The organism is Kitasatospora sp. NPDC023118 (assembly GCF_055560875.1).
Map to the genome: position 1 here is coordinate 199384 of NZ_JBVHHW010000007.1, position 13816 is coordinate 213199.

Consider the following 13816-nt stretch of genomic DNA (forward strand, 5'->3'; position numbering starts at 1 on the left):
GCCTGATCGTATGCCTCCGCGGACGATCGACCTCGACAGCTATGTGACGGGTGTCCTGGACGGCTCGCGCGCCTGGATCGCGCGCGCCGTCACCCTCGTCGAGTCCACCCGGCCCGACCACCGCGCGCTCGCGCAGCAGTTGCTCCAGCGGCTACTGCCGCACGCGGGCGGCGCGGTGCGGGTGGGCATCACCGGCGTACCCGGTGTCGGCAAGTCGACCTTCATCGACTCCTTCGGCACCATGCTGACGGGCCTGGGCCACCGGGTCGCGGTGCTCGCCGTCGACCCGACGTCGAGCCGGACGGGCGGCTCCATCCTGGGCGACAAGACCCGGATGGAGCGGCTGGCCGTCGACCCGAACGCCTTCGTCCGCCCCTCCCCCACTTCTGGGACCCTGGGCGGTGTCGCCAAGGCCACCCGGGAGTCGATGGTGGTGATGGAGGCGGCGGGGTACGACGTGGTGCTGATCGAGACCGTCGGCGTCGGCCAGTCCGAAACGACGGTGGCCGGGATGGTCGACACTTTCCTGCTGCTCAGCCTGGCCCGCACCGGCGACCAGCTCCAGGGCATCAAGAAGGGCGTGCTGGAGCTGGCGGACGTCATCGCCGTCAACAAGGCGGACGGCCCGCACGAGCGCGACGCGAAGGCGGCGGCGCGCGAACTGGCGGGTGCGCTGCGGCTGTTGCAGGCCCCGGACGCGGCGTGGACGCCGCCGGTGCTCACCTGCAGCGGCCTCGACGGCGCCGGGCTCGACGTGCTCTGGGAGCGGTTGCAGCAGCACCGAAAGGTCCTCGACGCCACCGGCGCGCTGACCGCCAAGCGCCGCGAGCAGCAGGTGGAGTGGACGTGGTCCATGGTCCACGACCAGCTGTACGCGAGGCTGCACGAGCATCCCGAAGTGCGCAGGCTCGCCCCCACGTTGGAGGCTCAGGTCCGCGCCGGCAGCCTCCCGGCGGGATTGGCGGCACAGCAAATCCTGGACACCTTCTTCGGCTAGCGGTCACACCCCGACACGAAGCCGGCCACCACCGCGGCCGAGAAGAGCACCCACCACACGAGCCGCCCGACGGTCGCCACTACGCCATCTCGGGCAGAGCATGAAGGTCGTGCGCTGTGCCCCACCCGTGCGTGGGGCACAGCGCTTCGGCGGTTTCGAGGTACTCGAACCAGACCACCTTGCTGGCCCCCGCCGGGTGCCATCCCCACGCGTGCGCCAGCGCCTCGACCAGCAACAACCCACGCCCACCCGTCGATTCGTCGTCCCGCTCCCGCGCCGGCAACTCCGCGCACCGGTCGGCGATTTCCACCCGCACCCGCCCGGCCCGCCACCGAACGGTCACGACGCAGCGCTCCTTGGTGTGCACCATCGCATTGGCGATCACCTCACTCGCACACAGCTCCAGCTCGTTGAACGCATCAGCCGACAGCGGCACGCCCCACTCCCGCAGGATCGCCACCACCAACCGCCGCGCCGCCGGCACGGCTTCGACCCCCGGCGGCACCCCCCACTCCAAAGGAACCGGAAACCGCGCATTGCTGAGCGGGCTGACGATCACGTTCCACCCCCACTTGCTCCTCCATCACCGCAGATGGACAGGGCCACCGACGCGCGGCAGCGAAAGGGATTCCATCCATAGCTCTCTGCCATGGTGGCAACACTGAAAGTAGTCGTAGAAAAACTGCGAGTCAAGTGACCCTGCTACTCGCAGACCTTCACCGAGTCGTGCGAGACTCAACCAATCCAGGAAGGGGAGAACCATGGGATTCGGTCTGGTTGTGCGCTTCGTCGCCCACGACATGGCAGCGGCTCACGCCTTCGACGCCCTGGCGGCGGAAGCCCTCGAAGGGATCCGCCGTCAGGAGCCCGGAACACTCGTCTACGTCAACCACGTTGTGCCGGAGGAGCCTCGCGTCCGAGTCTTCTACGAGCTGTACGCGGACCGTGCGGCGTTCGAGGAGCACGAACGTCAGCCGCATGTCCGCCGATTCCTGGCCGAGCGTGGCCAGTACCTCGAATCATTCGAGGTCACGTTCCTGGAGGAGATCTCCGGCAAGGGCTCATCGGGCGACAAGGCCGCCCGATGAGCCCTGAAGAGCAGCGGGCGTTCGGTGCCCGAGTCGCCCAGCTCCGCAAGAGTCGAGGCATGAGGCAGGATCAGCTCGCCGCCGCCATCAGCCGAACCGCCAGCTGGGTATCGCAGGTCGAGCGCGGCGTCCAGCCCGTGGTCCGCCTCGATGTGCTTCAGTTGCTGGCGAACGGCCTCGGCGTGTCCGTTCAGACGCTGAGGCCCGATGCGCCAACACCCGCCGCACCGCCACCGTCAGCAAAAGGGCACAGCAACGACCTTGACCGGGTTCGACTTTCTCTCTCGGGCCATCCGACACTCGATACACTGCTCGATGAGAACCCCAAGACAGCCGCACCCGACATTGCCGAGCTGACCGCCGCCGTTGAGAATCTCTGGCATCTGACGCACAGCGCGGAGTTCGCCGAGCTGAGTACGGCCACCATCGAGGTCCTGCCACGGTTGGAAAGAGCCTCGCGGACTGCCACCGCCAACCAACGACCCGAGATCCACCTGCTGCTCAGCCGGGCATATCAGGCAGTTGCAGCAGCGTTCGTTCGCCAGGACGAGGCCGATGCGGCCTGGGTGGCCGCTGATCGCGCAATCCGCGCCGCTGAGCAGTCCGGACAACCACTGCATGTCTTCGCCAGCATCTACCGGTTGGCCCACGCATTCGTCCGGCTACAGCGGCTGGACCAGGCGGAACACTCGGCAGGAAATGCCGTGGCAGCCTTGCGTACGTACACCTCGAAGGCCAACCCGCCGCCTGAAGCGCTCTCCGTTCTCGGCGCGCTCCATCTGGTTCTCGCGTTGGCCGCCGCCCGCGCCGGCCAACGCGAGCAAGCCCGGCAAGAGCTCGCGAACGCAAGAGACGTCGCGGAACAACTCGGCGAGGACCGGAACGACTTCAACCTGGAGTTCGGCCCTACGAACGTTGAGATCCAGGCCGTTTCCGCGGCCGTCGACCTCGGCGATGCAGGCGAAGCCCTGGACCTCGGTCTCCGAATCGACGCCAGCCAGCTCTCGCCCGAGCGAGGGTCCAGGTTGCTGATCGACCTCGGTCGCGCGCACGCTCAGCGTCGGCACCTCGGGGAAGCCATCGATTGCCTCCTTCGAGCCGAGGAGTTGGCACCGGAGAGCGTCCGAAGCCACGTGGCCGCCCGGGCGACGATCCGCGAGCTCATCCTCATCGCGGGCCGGAGCGCACCATCGGCGCTGGTAAAGCTCGCCAAACGCGCGAACGCAACGGGGTGATCAGATGCGAATCGGAATCACCGGCCATAGAGGGCTGACGGCCGAGGTCGAGGAACAGGTTCGGCAGCTGCTCGAAGAGGCTCTCGCGAGCGAGGATCCGAGCGCGCTCACGATCGTGTCCTGCATCGCGGACGGGCCTGATGCATGGTTCGCGGAGATCGCGCTGGAGCGGAGTGCACGGCTGGAGGTCGTCATTCCTGCCGATCGGTATAGGGACGGGCTGCCGGAATGGCATCACCCGCGCTACGACCGGCTGTTGGGAAACGCCAGCGCCGTTCACCACACCGGGCACGTGGAGTCTGACGAAGCCGCGCACATGGCAGGGAGCGAGATCCTGGTCCAGCAGGTCGACAAGCTCCTCGCCATCTGGGACGGCCTGCCCGCCCGGGGCTACGGCGGGACGGCGGACGTGGTCGCGTACGCGCGGGAGCGCGGCGTGCCGGTCGAGGTGCTATGGCCGCAGGGGGTACACCGGTAGCCCGGAAGCGCTCCGTTGGCACCCGTGAGATTTACCAGCGGGCCCGCCCCACCTGGTCGGGCCCCTCGAACGATCCCGTGCGCGGCCTCGGCATCCTCAACCCTCGTCTCGGCTTCCGGCTTCGAGCCGGAGGCCTCGTCCACCCGGGCGCCCTTTGTAGGTATGGAGGCGGCGGGGTACGACGTGGTGCTCATCGAGACGGTGGGTGTGGACCAGTCCGAGACGGCTGTGGCGGGGATGGTGGACACTTTCCTGCTGCTCAGCCTGGCGAGGACGGGCGACCAGCTCCAGGGCATCAAGAAGGGCGTGCTGGAGCTGGCGGACGTCATCGCCGTCAACAAGGCGGACGGCCCGCACGAGCGCGACGCGAAGGCGGCGGCGCGCGAACTCGCGGGTGCGCTGCGGCTGTTGCAGGCGCCCGATGCCGCGTGGACTCCCCCGGTCCTCACCTGCAGCGGCCTCGACGGCGCCGGGCTCGACGTGCTCTGGGAGCGGTTGCAGCAGCATCGAAAGGTCCTCGACGCCACCGGCGCCCTGACGGCCAGGCGGCGGGAGCAGCAGGTCGAGTGGACGTGGTCCATGGTCCACGACAAGCTCTACGCGCGGTTGCACGAACATCCCGAAGTGCGCAGGCTCGCCCCCACGTTGGAGGCTCAGGTCCGCGCCGGCAGCCTCCCGGCGGGATTGGCGGCACAGCAAATCCTGGACACCTTCTTCGGCACCCCCTGACCGGAGCAGAGGACCATCGCCACCATCATTCAGGACGTCGTGATCGAGGCCGACGCGGACGACGACCGGGACGCCGTACGGGATGTGGGCGCGGTACCAAGCGCCTCATCCCGGGGTACGTCCTCGAGACCCGCATGGACGGCGACGTCCGCTACCTGTCCATGCCGGGAGGTGCGGTCATCCGCGAGCCGATCGTCAGCATCGACGACGACCTGCGGCGGCTCGCGTACTCGGCTGTCGAGGGCTTCAGAATTCCCCTCACCCACCACCACGCCTCGTTCCAGGTCCTGCCGGAGAGCCCCGGCCGCTGCCACCTCGTGTGGACCACCGACGTGTTGCCGCAGGAGATGGCCGAGCAGGTCCACCTCCGCGTCGCCAGCGGTGTCCAGGACGCACCCTGTCCGCACCACACAGAAGATCGCGTCCACGATCCGCCGACGCGGGTGCTTCTCCCCGCGCCGGGTCTGCGAGAGAGGGGCGCCGAGCGGGCCCGGCGGGTGGGCTCACCGAGCGCGTTCAGCGGCACAGGGTGCGCAGGGCGGTGAGGCAGTCCGCGGCCCGGCGCTGCGGGTCGGTGTCGGTGCTGGCCCAGGTGATCCGGGCGTCCGGTCGGATCAGGACGGCGGTGACGTCCCGCCACATCGGATCCGCCGCCTGGGTGTCGACGGTTCCTGCCCGCTGCTCCAGGCCATCCGTGGGGCATGGTGTCCGCGTCCCGCCGAGGTCCAGCAGTAGTGGTCGGCCGTGGTGCATCAACGGGTGGACGGTGGGTGCGTCGGCTGTGTCCAGGGCGAGGCCGGCCAGTCGGGTGCCGTTCAGCGGGTGCGCGCCGGGTGTGGTGTCTACGGGGAGCGGGTCGTCGAAGCCGGCGATCCGGCGGGCCCACTGGCGGTTGGTCTGCGGTTCGGTGAGCGCGGCGGACCAGACCTCGCGCAGCGCGATCTGCTCCGGGCTCGCCGCGGCGAACAGGGCGAGCTGCGCGCGGGTGTTGTCGATGACGGCGCGGGCGGCCGGCCGGCGCTCCGTGTCGTAGCTGTCGAGTAGCCCGTCGGGCGCCCGGCCCTGAAGGGTGGCGGCCAGCTTCCAGCCCAGGTTGGTGGCGTCCTGGATGCCGAGGTTCATGCCCTGCCCACCGGCCGGGAAGAACATGTGTGCCGCGTCCCCGGCCACCAGTACCCGTCCGGCTCGGTACCGCGCGGCCTGGCGGGTGGCGTTGCCGTAGCGCGCGAGCCACCGGGGGTTGCGGATGCCCAGGTCCCGTCCCAGCAGTGTGCGGGTCTGCTCGCGCACCTCCTCCAGGGTTAGCGGTTCGCCGGTGCCGCGGTGCATGGTGGCCGTGGACAGGCCCGCCAGGCGGTGGACGCCGTCGCCGATCGGGGCCGCCAGGAACGAACCGGCCGGCCCGGTGGCGGCGAGCGGCGCGGTGGGCGGGTCGTCGAGTTCGACGTCGGCGAGCCATCCGGTCAGGGTGGTGTCCTGACCGGGGAAGTCGATGCCGGCCGCTTGGCGCACCGCGCTGCGCGTGCCGTCGCAGCCCACCACCCAACGGGCCCGCACGGTCCGGTGGGTGCCGCCGGCCCGGATCACCACCTCGACGGCGTCCGGCCCCTGGGTGAGCGAGACGACCTCCTGCCCGCGCAGCACTCGGGCGCCCACGGCGACCGCGTGCTCTTCCAGGAGCTGTTCGGTGACGGACTGACCGAGCGCCAGCATGAAGGGGTGCACCGCCCCGACCGTGGAGAAGTCCAGCCGGGTGGTCGCCGCGCCGAAGTGGCCGGTCGGCACCGGGGTGCCCCGTTCGATGAACCGCTGCGCGAGGCCGCGGGTGGCGAAGGTATCCAGCGTGCCGGCCTGCATGCCGACCGCGCGCGAGCGTCCGTCCGGTGCCGCCCGGCGTTCCACGACGGTCACCTCCACCCCGTGCAGGCGCAACTCCGCGGCGAGCCAGAGCCCCACCGGGCCGGCCCCGGCAATGAGCACATCGAGCATGACAACACTTCCTCTCACTTTTCGGACGATGTCCCGGGGCATCGGCGCGCCGATGCCCCGGGACGGGGGCGGCCTCGTGGCGTCAGGTGGGCAATGTGGCTCAGCGGGCGCTGCCGAGGTTCCGGTCGGCCTCCGCGCCTTCGAGCATGAGGGTGGTCTCCTCGATGCGGCGGAAGCGGCCGTCGGGGGCGAACTCGGCGAAGAGGTAGACCTCCATGCGGACGGTGGAGCCGTCGGTCTTGATGACCTCCATCGTGTGGCGGTCGGCGTAGCGGTCACCGTCGACGAGTTCGTCGTGCACCTCGACCGAGCCGCCGGCGACGACCGTGCGCAGGTGGGCGATGTGGGCGAGGAACTCGGTGCGGTTCGCCCAGCTTCCGTCGGTGCGCTGGCGGTAGTCGGGGGCGAAGTGCCGGTCGGCGGCCTCGTCGAGGTCGAGGCCCGGGGTGAGGAGCAGGTCGGTGAGGGCGGCGCGGGCGTCGGTGCGGTTCATGGGGATTCCTTCGGTCGGGTGCGGGCGTGGCCCGCCCTGGATCGATCAGAGATGCGTGCCTTAAGCACGCTTATGACCGTACAGGAAAAGCGTGCGCTGCGCACGCTAATCTGGAGGGGTGAAGAACTCGACGGGACACGACATCGCCGATGCGCTGGGGCTGCTCCTGCGGCGGAGCACTCGCGCCCGCCTCTACACCCAGCTGACCGAGGGGCTGGGGGAAGCGGTCGACGACCTCACCTACCCAGTCCTCAGCGGCCTGGCCCGAACCAGGGCGTGCAGCGCCGCCGACCTGGGCCGTGAGATCGGGCTGGACCGCACCACCGTGACCCGCCGCGCCGACCGACTGGAGCAGGCCGGCCTGCTCCAGCGCCAGCCCGACCCGGCCGACGGCCGCGCGACCCTCCTCGCGCTCACCGAGCAGGGCCACAACATCGTGTCGGTCACCAGACAGCGACTGGCGGCCAGCATCGAGTCCTCGCTCGCCACCTGGCCCCAGGCGGACGCCCAAGCCTTCGCACACCAGCTGCGCCGCTTCGTCGACGAGGGCCCGTTCGCCGCCGAACGCCACTGACGGCCACCGGCCCACCGGGGCCGGCCGGTTCGGCATGCAAGCTCAGTATTCATCGCAGATCCGGCGGTACTTCACTCCGGCGGGAACGCACTGCCGCCGTTCCCCTTGGATCATGGGGCGGCCCACGGTCACGCAAACCTTCTCGATGACAGTGTGCAGATCATGGAACATGCCGGCGTCCAACAGCCGCACCGTGGCATCGTCACCGTTGGTGGCCAGGTCCTGCCCATCCGGACCGATGAGAAGCTGCTACTCCATCGATTTCGGTGAGCGTGAGTTCGAGGCTGCGGACTCGCCTGGGACCGCGTCCGCGCCTTTGCACACCGTCGGGGCGGGACAGGACTGCTGGCCGAGCTGCACCACCAGGCTTGCGGACATGGAGGCGGCTCACCAAGAGGTCATCGCGCGCCACGGGCACCGGCATCCGCATGAACGTCCTCAGCCCCGGAGCCGTGGACACCTGCAGCACGCGGGTGCGGATCAACCAGGGGCGGACCGCTGCCCGCGCGGATGCCGTGGCCGAACGCCTGCCCGCCTCGGCCTGGCACCGGCACATCACCCTGGCCATGCTCGCGCTGGCCTTCCTTGCCGTCCTTGCCGCCGACGCGACGCCGGCAAGGACCGCACAGCCGAACCGACCCGCCCGCAGCACCGACCCGATCGACCTGACCGTCCCCGAGATCCGTCACCTGCTCGGCGCCCTGCCGATCCCGACGGGCGCCTCCCCGCGCAGGCTGCTGCACTGGTCAAACTGGCGCAGACGCCACCAGGAGAAGCGCACCGCCCCCTCGAACGCGCTCGTGCCACCCGCTCTGGCACGGGAGCGGCACGAGCACCACCGGTTCAGCGTCGCATCGGCCGGAACAGTGCGTCGTCGTAGTCCGGAAAGATCACTGGCATCGCGCGACGGAACGCGGCGACCTCCGTGCTCTCCCCCAACTCCCGGCAGAGCGTCTGCGGCCAGTACCAGTAGCCGCGGGAGGCGAGCAGCCGTTCCAGGTAGGCGTCGAACGAGTACCCGGTGTCGTACAGCTCCTCGCCGAAGTAGTGGTAGTGGACGGAGTCGAGGGGGGGAACGAACGCCGCGCAGGCCTCGGGGACGAACATGTCGAAGGGTTTGACGGGGCGGTACTCCTGATCCTGTGGCGAGTGCCAGGTGACGCCGTGCCAGTCGGCGAAGACCTCGCGCAGCGGGAGGAGGTTGATGAGGCCCTGGTCCGAGAGGTCGTCGTGGAGGAGCTCGGGGACGGTGTGACGCCACCTCAGACGGACTGCGCCGACTTCGCGGTAGAAGGCCTCGACGCCGTTCGGGAGGCGGCCGTGGGCCAGGCAGACGGCGAGCTCGATGTCGGATGGTGGGGTCGGCGGTGCGACGGTGGCCTCCAGGAGCTGCACACGGGGGTTGCGTTCCAGGTCTTCGATCATTGCGGCCAGCCGGGCGCGGGGGGTGGTCACGTACGTCTCCTTCACGGGCGCCAGCAGGTGTTACAGCCGGTTGTTCTCGATCTCCCACGCGTCGCCGCGCAGTTCGTTGCCGGCGGTGTCGTAGACGGTGTACTCGGCCTCGATCTTGCCGGCGAGTTTGGCGGCGTAGTTGGCGTCGATGTCGGCTTCCACCGAGCTCGCGAGCGGCGCGAAGTCCTTCCCGGCCGGGTGGGTGCTGTAGTCGGCCGTCACGGCGTACTCGACCACGTTGCCGTTGGTCAGTACCTCGGCCTTGACGTCCTTCTCGACCTTCGCGTGGTGCGCCGAGTTCGCGGACTTGCAGAGTGGAGTCAGGTTGCTCATGGTGTTGCCGGGGCCGCCGACCTGCTCGTTGAGCAGGTGCCCCTGCACCATGAACTTGCTGAACCAGTCGGCGGTCGCGCCGCTCCCGGTCGGCCACCAGGACGGCTGGACGCTGGGCTTGGAGCCCTTGCCGAGCTGGCCGGGCCAGAGTTCGGCATGCATCGAGGTGCCGACGCCGTTTCCGTTCAGCCCACCGTAGGTCACGTACGGCTTGCCGGCGAAGGCGCGTTGCACCGGCAACTCCAGCCCGGGGGTGGTGGCTTGAGCAGCGACCCGCTGGACGGCCGGAGGTGTCGTCCGACTCAGCGCCCGGACGGCGTTCGCCTCGGCGGCGCGCTCGAAGCGGTCATCCGGGTCGCTGACGGACAGTCCGTTGCCCTGGTCGGTACCGGCCACGGGGCCCGAGCGCTGCTGGATGACGTGGGTGAGCTCGTGGGCCAGCGTGTGCTTGTCGGCGCCGCCGTGGCCGAGCACGACGTGCTCGCCGGAGGTGTAGGCGCGGGCGCTGATCTCGGCTGCGGAGCGGGCCGCGGCGGAGTCGTCGTGGATCCGCACGCTGCTGAAGTCGGCGCCCAGGCGGGCCTCCATCTCCGCCCGCACGTCGTCGGCCAGTGGGCGGCCCGGCGACCGCAGCACCCGGTGGACGGTCGAGCGCTGCACGGGGGACTCCGACTGCCGTTGTTGCCTGAGCAGTTGGACGACGGCCGCGTTGCCGATGGTGCGCTGCAGCGCACGGATCGACTGGAGGTGCAGCGGCGCGGGCTGCTGCCGTGCGGTCGGCCGGCTGGGTTCCCGGTGCTCGGACTTGCCCTGCGATTTCTGGTCGTGCGCGTGCACATCCACCTCCTGGACAGGCGATTCGAGCCGTGGTCGCGGCGTGTCAGAGCCGGTCTACGACGATCTCCGGGGTGAGGGCAAGGACCGGAGGGGCAGTGTCGGGGGCAAGCCTCGATGGCCTGGCCGACCGGCAGGCGTCCGCGGTCCGCAGTGGTGACGGGTCCGGGAACTCACCGACGCCTGGCCGCCTGGCGGGTGCGGCGGACGAGGAGGTGCACCCGCTGGACGGCCACGAAGCGGTTCATCGCGTCGGCGAGCGTGAGGCGGTACTTGACCCGCAGCTGGGCGCTCAGCCCGGCCAGCCGCTCGGTGCCGATGGCCCGGATCAGCCGGCTGACGTGCCGCTGGTAGACCTCCCAGTAGGGGCGGTCGCCGTCCGGGACGGACCAGAAGAACATCGGGATCTCCTCGACCAGGCAGTTCCGGTCGTAGGCGCGCAGGTACTCGGCGAACACCGGCTCGGGGCGGGCCAGCAGCCACTCCCGGACGAGTTCCATCGAGCGGACCCGGTCGATCAGGCCGCGGGGGTCGGTCTTCTTCTGGGTGATGGACAGGGCGCCGTCCTCGCGCACCCGCCAGTGGTAGATCGGCTCGGCGAGCACGTCGACCCGCTCGGCGAGGAAGTGGTGGGGCACGCTGACCGGGGCGTCCTCGTACAGGATGCCCTCGGGGTAGAGGATGCCGGCGGCGTCGAAGAAGGTGCGTCGGTAGACCTTGTTCCAGGCGGTGCGGTCGGTGACCAGGGCGGGGGTTTCGCTGACGTGGGTGCGCAGCCGGGTCTCGCGGAACGGGCGGCGGTGGGCGTGCGAGGGGGTGAGCCCGGTGGTGCGCAGCCGCAGCGCGTTGCCGGCGGCGAAGTCGGATCCGGTCTCGTCCAGCGTGCGGATCATCAGCTCGTACGCGTGCGGCGGCAGGGTGTCGTCGCTGTCGACGAAGGCCAGGTAGTCGGTCCCCGGGGTGAGGTGGCGCCAGCCGGTGTTGCGGGCGGCGCCGAGGCCCTTGTTCTCCTGCTGGACCAGCCGGAAGCGCCGGTCCTTGGCGGCGTACGCCTCGGCGATGAGGGGGCCGTCGTCGGTCGATCCGTCGTCGACCATGACGCACTCGAAGTCCTCGAAGGTCTGCGCCGCGATCGAGTCCAGGCACTCCGCGAGGTAGCGCTCGACGTTGTAGATCGGGACGACGACGGAGAGGCGCGGCGCCATCGGACGGCCTTTCGCTGAGGAGCGGACGGGCCGTTCGGCCGCCGACCGCCGGTTACCGGCGGTGGTCCGAGCGTAGCGACCGGAGGCCGTTTCCGGGCGAATAGCGGGTGGCGTCGAGCCTTCGTCTCGGTGAGCCGGGTGTGTCCGGCGTCAACGCTCCGCGTCGCGCCCGCGCCCCGTTGACGCCCGGAAGAGGGGGGAAGGCCCCGGAAGAGGGGGGAAGGCCCCGGTCCGCCCGACCGGACCGGGTCCTTCCGTCACCTGATCCGGGTCAGGCGTTCTTGACGGCCGCAAAGCGGGCCTGGACGTCCTGCCAGTTGACGACGTCCCACAGGCGGGTGACGTAGTCCGGGCGGACGTTGCGGTACTGCAGGTAGTACGCGTGCTCCCAGGCGTCGAAGGCGAGCAGCGGGGTGGTGTTCTGGCCCACGTTGCCGTGGTGGTCGTAGACCTGCTCGACGATCAGGCGCTGACCGAGCGGCTCCCAGGAGAGGATGCCCCACCCCGAACCCTGGACGCCGGTGGTGGCGCTGGTGAGCTGCTTCTTGAAGGCCTCGAAGCTGCCGAAGTGCTCGGTGATGGCGTCGGCCAGCTCGCCCTCGGGGCGCTCGCCGCCCTCCGGGGAGAGGTTCTGCCAGAACAGCGAGTGCAGCACGTGGCCGGACAGGTGGAAGGCGAAGGTCTTCTGGAGGCCGACCAGGCCGCCGAACTGCTCCTTGTCGCGCGCCTCGGCGAGCTGCTCCAGAGTGTCGTTCGCGCCCTTCACGTACGCGGCGTGGTGCTTGGAGTGGTGCAGTTCCAGGATCTCGGCCGACATCGCCCGCTCCAGCGCGGAGTAGTCGTACGGCAGGTCGGGAAGCGTGTAGGTGCCCATCAGGACACGGCCCCTTTCGGCGGGTTGGTCGTATCGATCGTGCCGGGACAACACTATTGCGTATTACTTGCAGGAGCGACATATGGGTTCCTGCGTATTCCACACATACCGTCGGGCACAATGGTCACCCGAACGTGTAATGGCTGACAAGGGTGAGTGGCTGTGACAGGGTCGCCGAATGCCGACCTCTCGGTGGACCCGTCGGCGCCACTGGAGTGCGCGGCGCTCAGCCCGTTGCCGTCCAGGTGACCAGCGGCGGGCGGACGGCGGCGCACAGCGGGTGGCCCTTGGCGTCGGTGAGGCCGAGGCGGGCGACCAGCAATCCGCTCGCCACGGCCGACTCGGCGATGGAAGGGTCGACCGCCGCCAGCAGCAGCTTGGCCCGGCGGAACAGCGACCACGTATCGCCCTCGCGCGTCACCCAGTTGAGGTAGACGAACCGGCCGCCCGGCCCGCCCTGGACGTACCGGCCGGTGATGTCCACACCGCCGTCCGGCAGCCGCTTCGCCGCGCACTCCAGCGACCAGCGCGCCCGCGCCGCGTCCCCGGGCTGCGGATCGAGCAACTCGGCCGGGCGGCCACGGCGTTGGACGGCGACGTGGATGTCCCGGTACCCCGGGAACCCGGGCCCGGTGCCGCACTCGCGGCCCGGCAGGTCGGTGGCCTCGATCCTCAGCTCCATACCGCCATGGTCGCCCACGGCGGGCGGAAGGCCGGGTTCAGCTCGGAGGACCCGCCGGTGCGGCGGCCCCGCTCGGAACCGGACGCAGCGAGCCGCACCCCGATCAACCGGTCCGGTCCGCCCCGCCGCACAGGCGGAAAGCCGGTTGAGCCCCAGGTGATCATGTGACAGGCTCATCCGCCGTGCCCGAGATCACCAGGTTGCACGACGACGAGGTGGACATCGATGCACCCCTGGTGCCGCGTCCGCTCTCCACGCGGCGATGCGATGACATCCGGGTCTCGAACAGCACGCGTCATGGAGGACCGATGTCATCGATCAAGAAGTTCCAGGTCACCTTCGACTGCGCGGAACCCGAGCGCGTCGCTCGCTTCTGGTGCGAGGTGCTGGGGTACGTCGTACCGCCGCCGCCGGAGGGCTTCGCCACGTGGGACGACTACAACCGCTCGCTGCCGGCCGAGCGTCAGGGTGCGGCGTTCGTCTGCATGGACCCCTCGGGTGTGGGCCCGCGCATGTACTTCCAGCGCGTTCCCGAAGGCAAGGTCGTCAAGAACCGGGTGCATCTCGACGTGCGGGTCGGCACCGGGCTCGTGGGTGAGGAGCGCCTCGCCGTGCTGGAGGCCGAGTGCGCACGGCTGGTCGCGCTCGGTGCGGTGCGCGTGCAACTGCTGCGTGCCGACGGCGTCAATGAATCGTGCATCGCGATGCAGGACATCGAGGGCAACGAGTTCTGCCTCGACTGAGCGGCCGGCCCGGCGCACCGGCGGGTGCCGGTGCGCCGGGCTTCGCCTTATGAATCCGCGGAACCCGGAGTCCGCTGCGCCGGGACGGCCCGGTCGCGCGCTGGAGA

At 70.1% G+C, this 13816-nt stretch carries 15 protein-coding genes and 2 pseudogenes; 9 read left to right on the top strand and 8 right to left on the bottom strand.

From position 1 onward, the window contains the following. Positions 1-10: 10 nt before the first annotated feature. Positions 11-997: a methylmalonyl Co-A mutase-associated GTPase MeaB gene (meaB, locus tag ACZ3UD_RS11710; protein ID WP_465585355.1), complete on the top strand. Its 987-nt coding sequence runs from the start codon at positions 11-13 to the stop codon at positions 995-997. A 79-nt stretch (positions 998-1076) separates the two neighbouring features. Here the strand turns inward: meaB and ACZ3UD_RS11715 are convergent, their stop codons facing one another. After that, positions 1077-1556, bottom strand: coding sequence for an ATP-binding protein (locus ACZ3UD_RS11715; RefSeq protein WP_465585357.1), 480 nt, complete (start codon positions 1554-1556; stop codon positions 1077-1079). Between the two features lie 202 nt (positions 1557-1758). Here ACZ3UD_RS11715 and ACZ3UD_RS11720 point away from each other — a divergent pair, with 202 nt between their 5' ends. The 5 genes and pseudogenes from ACZ3UD_RS11720 (at position 1759) to ACZ3UD_RS11740 (ending at position 5072) form a co-directional block, all read left to right on the top strand. Then, entirely contained in the window at positions 1759-2085 is a 327-nt protein-coding gene (locus tag ACZ3UD_RS11720) for a putative quinol monooxygenase (RefSeq protein ID WP_465585358.1), read from the top strand. Further along, entirely contained in the window at positions 2082-3320 is a 1239-nt protein-coding gene (locus ACZ3UD_RS11725; protein WP_465585360.1) for a helix-turn-helix domain-containing protein, read from the top strand. The genes ACZ3UD_RS11720 and ACZ3UD_RS11725 overlap by 4 nt, the downstream gene beginning before the upstream one ends. Positions 3321-3324: 4 nt before the next feature. Beyond that, positions 3325-3798: a hypothetical protein gene (locus ACZ3UD_RS11730; protein ID WP_465585361.1), complete on the top strand. Its 474-nt coding sequence runs from the start codon at positions 3325-3327 to the stop codon at positions 3796-3798. 132 nt (positions 3799-3930) lie between these two features. Then, positions 3931-4527 (top strand): annotated as a pseudogene (locus tag ACZ3UD_RS11735) (P-loop NTPase family protein); the annotation flags it as partial. 134 nt (positions 4528-4661) lie between these two features. Continuing rightward, positions 4662-5072 carry an SRPBCC family protein gene (locus ACZ3UD_RS11740; protein ID WP_465585362.1) on the top strand — a complete coding sequence of 137 codons (411 nt, stop codon included), beginning with the start codon at positions 4662-4664 and terminating at the stop codon, positions 5070-5072. Here the strand turns inward: ACZ3UD_RS11740 and ACZ3UD_RS11745 are convergent. Together ACZ3UD_RS11745 and ACZ3UD_RS11750 are read right to left on the bottom strand one after the other, a co-directional pair. Beyond that, positions 5044-6516: an FAD-dependent monooxygenase gene (locus ACZ3UD_RS11745; RefSeq protein WP_465585364.1), complete on the bottom strand. Its 1473-nt coding sequence runs from the start codon at positions 6514-6516 to the stop codon at positions 5044-5046. The two genes, ACZ3UD_RS11740 and ACZ3UD_RS11745, sit on opposite strands and share 29 nt — an antisense overlap. A gap of 100 nt (positions 6517-6616) precedes the next feature. Beyond that, positions 6617-7009, bottom strand: coding sequence for a nuclear transport factor 2 family protein (locus ACZ3UD_RS11750; RefSeq protein ID WP_465585365.1), 393 nt, complete (start codon positions 7007-7009; stop codon positions 6617-6619). A gap of 118 nt (positions 7010-7127) precedes the next feature. On the opposite strand from ACZ3UD_RS11750, the gene ACZ3UD_RS11755 reads away from it, so the two are divergent. Together ACZ3UD_RS11755 and ACZ3UD_RS11760 are read left to right on the top strand one after the other, a co-directional pair. Then, a complete protein-coding gene (locus tag ACZ3UD_RS11755) occupies positions 7128-7583 on the top strand; it encodes a MarR family winged helix-turn-helix transcriptional regulator (RefSeq protein ID WP_465585366.1) in 456 nt (151 codons plus the stop codon). 536 nt (positions 7584-8119) lie between these two features. Beyond that, a pseudogene (locus ACZ3UD_RS11760) lies at positions 8120-8440 on the top strand (hypothetical protein); the annotation flags it as partial. On the opposite strand, the gene ACZ3UD_RS11765 reads toward ACZ3UD_RS11760, so the two are convergent. From ACZ3UD_RS11765 to ACZ3UD_RS11785, 5 genes are all read right to left on the bottom strand, one after another. Continuing rightward, the gene (locus tag ACZ3UD_RS11765; protein WP_465585368.1) at positions 8427-9038 is read right to left on the bottom strand and encodes a hypothetical protein; all 612 of its coding nucleotides are present in this window, start codon (positions 9036-9038) and stop codon (positions 8427-8429) included. The pseudogene ACZ3UD_RS11760 and the gene ACZ3UD_RS11765 sit on opposite strands and share 14 nt — an antisense overlap. A 30-nt stretch (positions 9039-9068) precedes the next feature. After that, positions 9069-10208 (bottom strand): eCIS core domain-containing protein, encoded by a 1140-nt coding sequence (locus tag ACZ3UD_RS11770; RefSeq protein ID WP_465585370.1) that lies wholly within the window; start codon positions 10206-10208, stop codon positions 9069-9071. Between the two features lie 170 nt (positions 10209-10378). Beyond that, the gene (locus ACZ3UD_RS11775; protein ID WP_465585371.1) at positions 10379-11410 is read right to left on the bottom strand and encodes a glycosyltransferase family 2 protein; all 1032 of its coding nucleotides are present in this window, start codon (positions 11408-11410) and stop codon (positions 10379-10381) included. A gap of 271 nt (positions 11411-11681) precedes the next feature. Continuing rightward, positions 11682-12284 (bottom strand): superoxide dismutase, encoded by a 603-nt coding sequence (locus tag ACZ3UD_RS11780; RefSeq protein WP_465585373.1) that lies wholly within the window; start codon positions 12282-12284, stop codon positions 11682-11684. Between the two features lie 226 nt (positions 12285-12510). Beyond that, complete coding sequence (locus tag ACZ3UD_RS11785; RefSeq protein WP_465585375.1) at positions 12511-12966, bottom strand: DUF5990 family protein; 456 nt, start codon at positions 12964-12966, stop codon at positions 12511-12513. Positions 12967-13274: 308 nt separating this feature from the next. On the opposite strand from ACZ3UD_RS11785, the gene ACZ3UD_RS11790 reads away from it, so the two are divergent. Further along, positions 13275-13709 (top strand): VOC family protein, encoded by a 435-nt coding sequence (locus tag ACZ3UD_RS11790; protein ID WP_465585477.1) that lies wholly within the window; start codon positions 13275-13277, stop codon positions 13707-13709. The last annotated feature ends 107 nt before the right edge of the window (positions 13710-13816 follow it).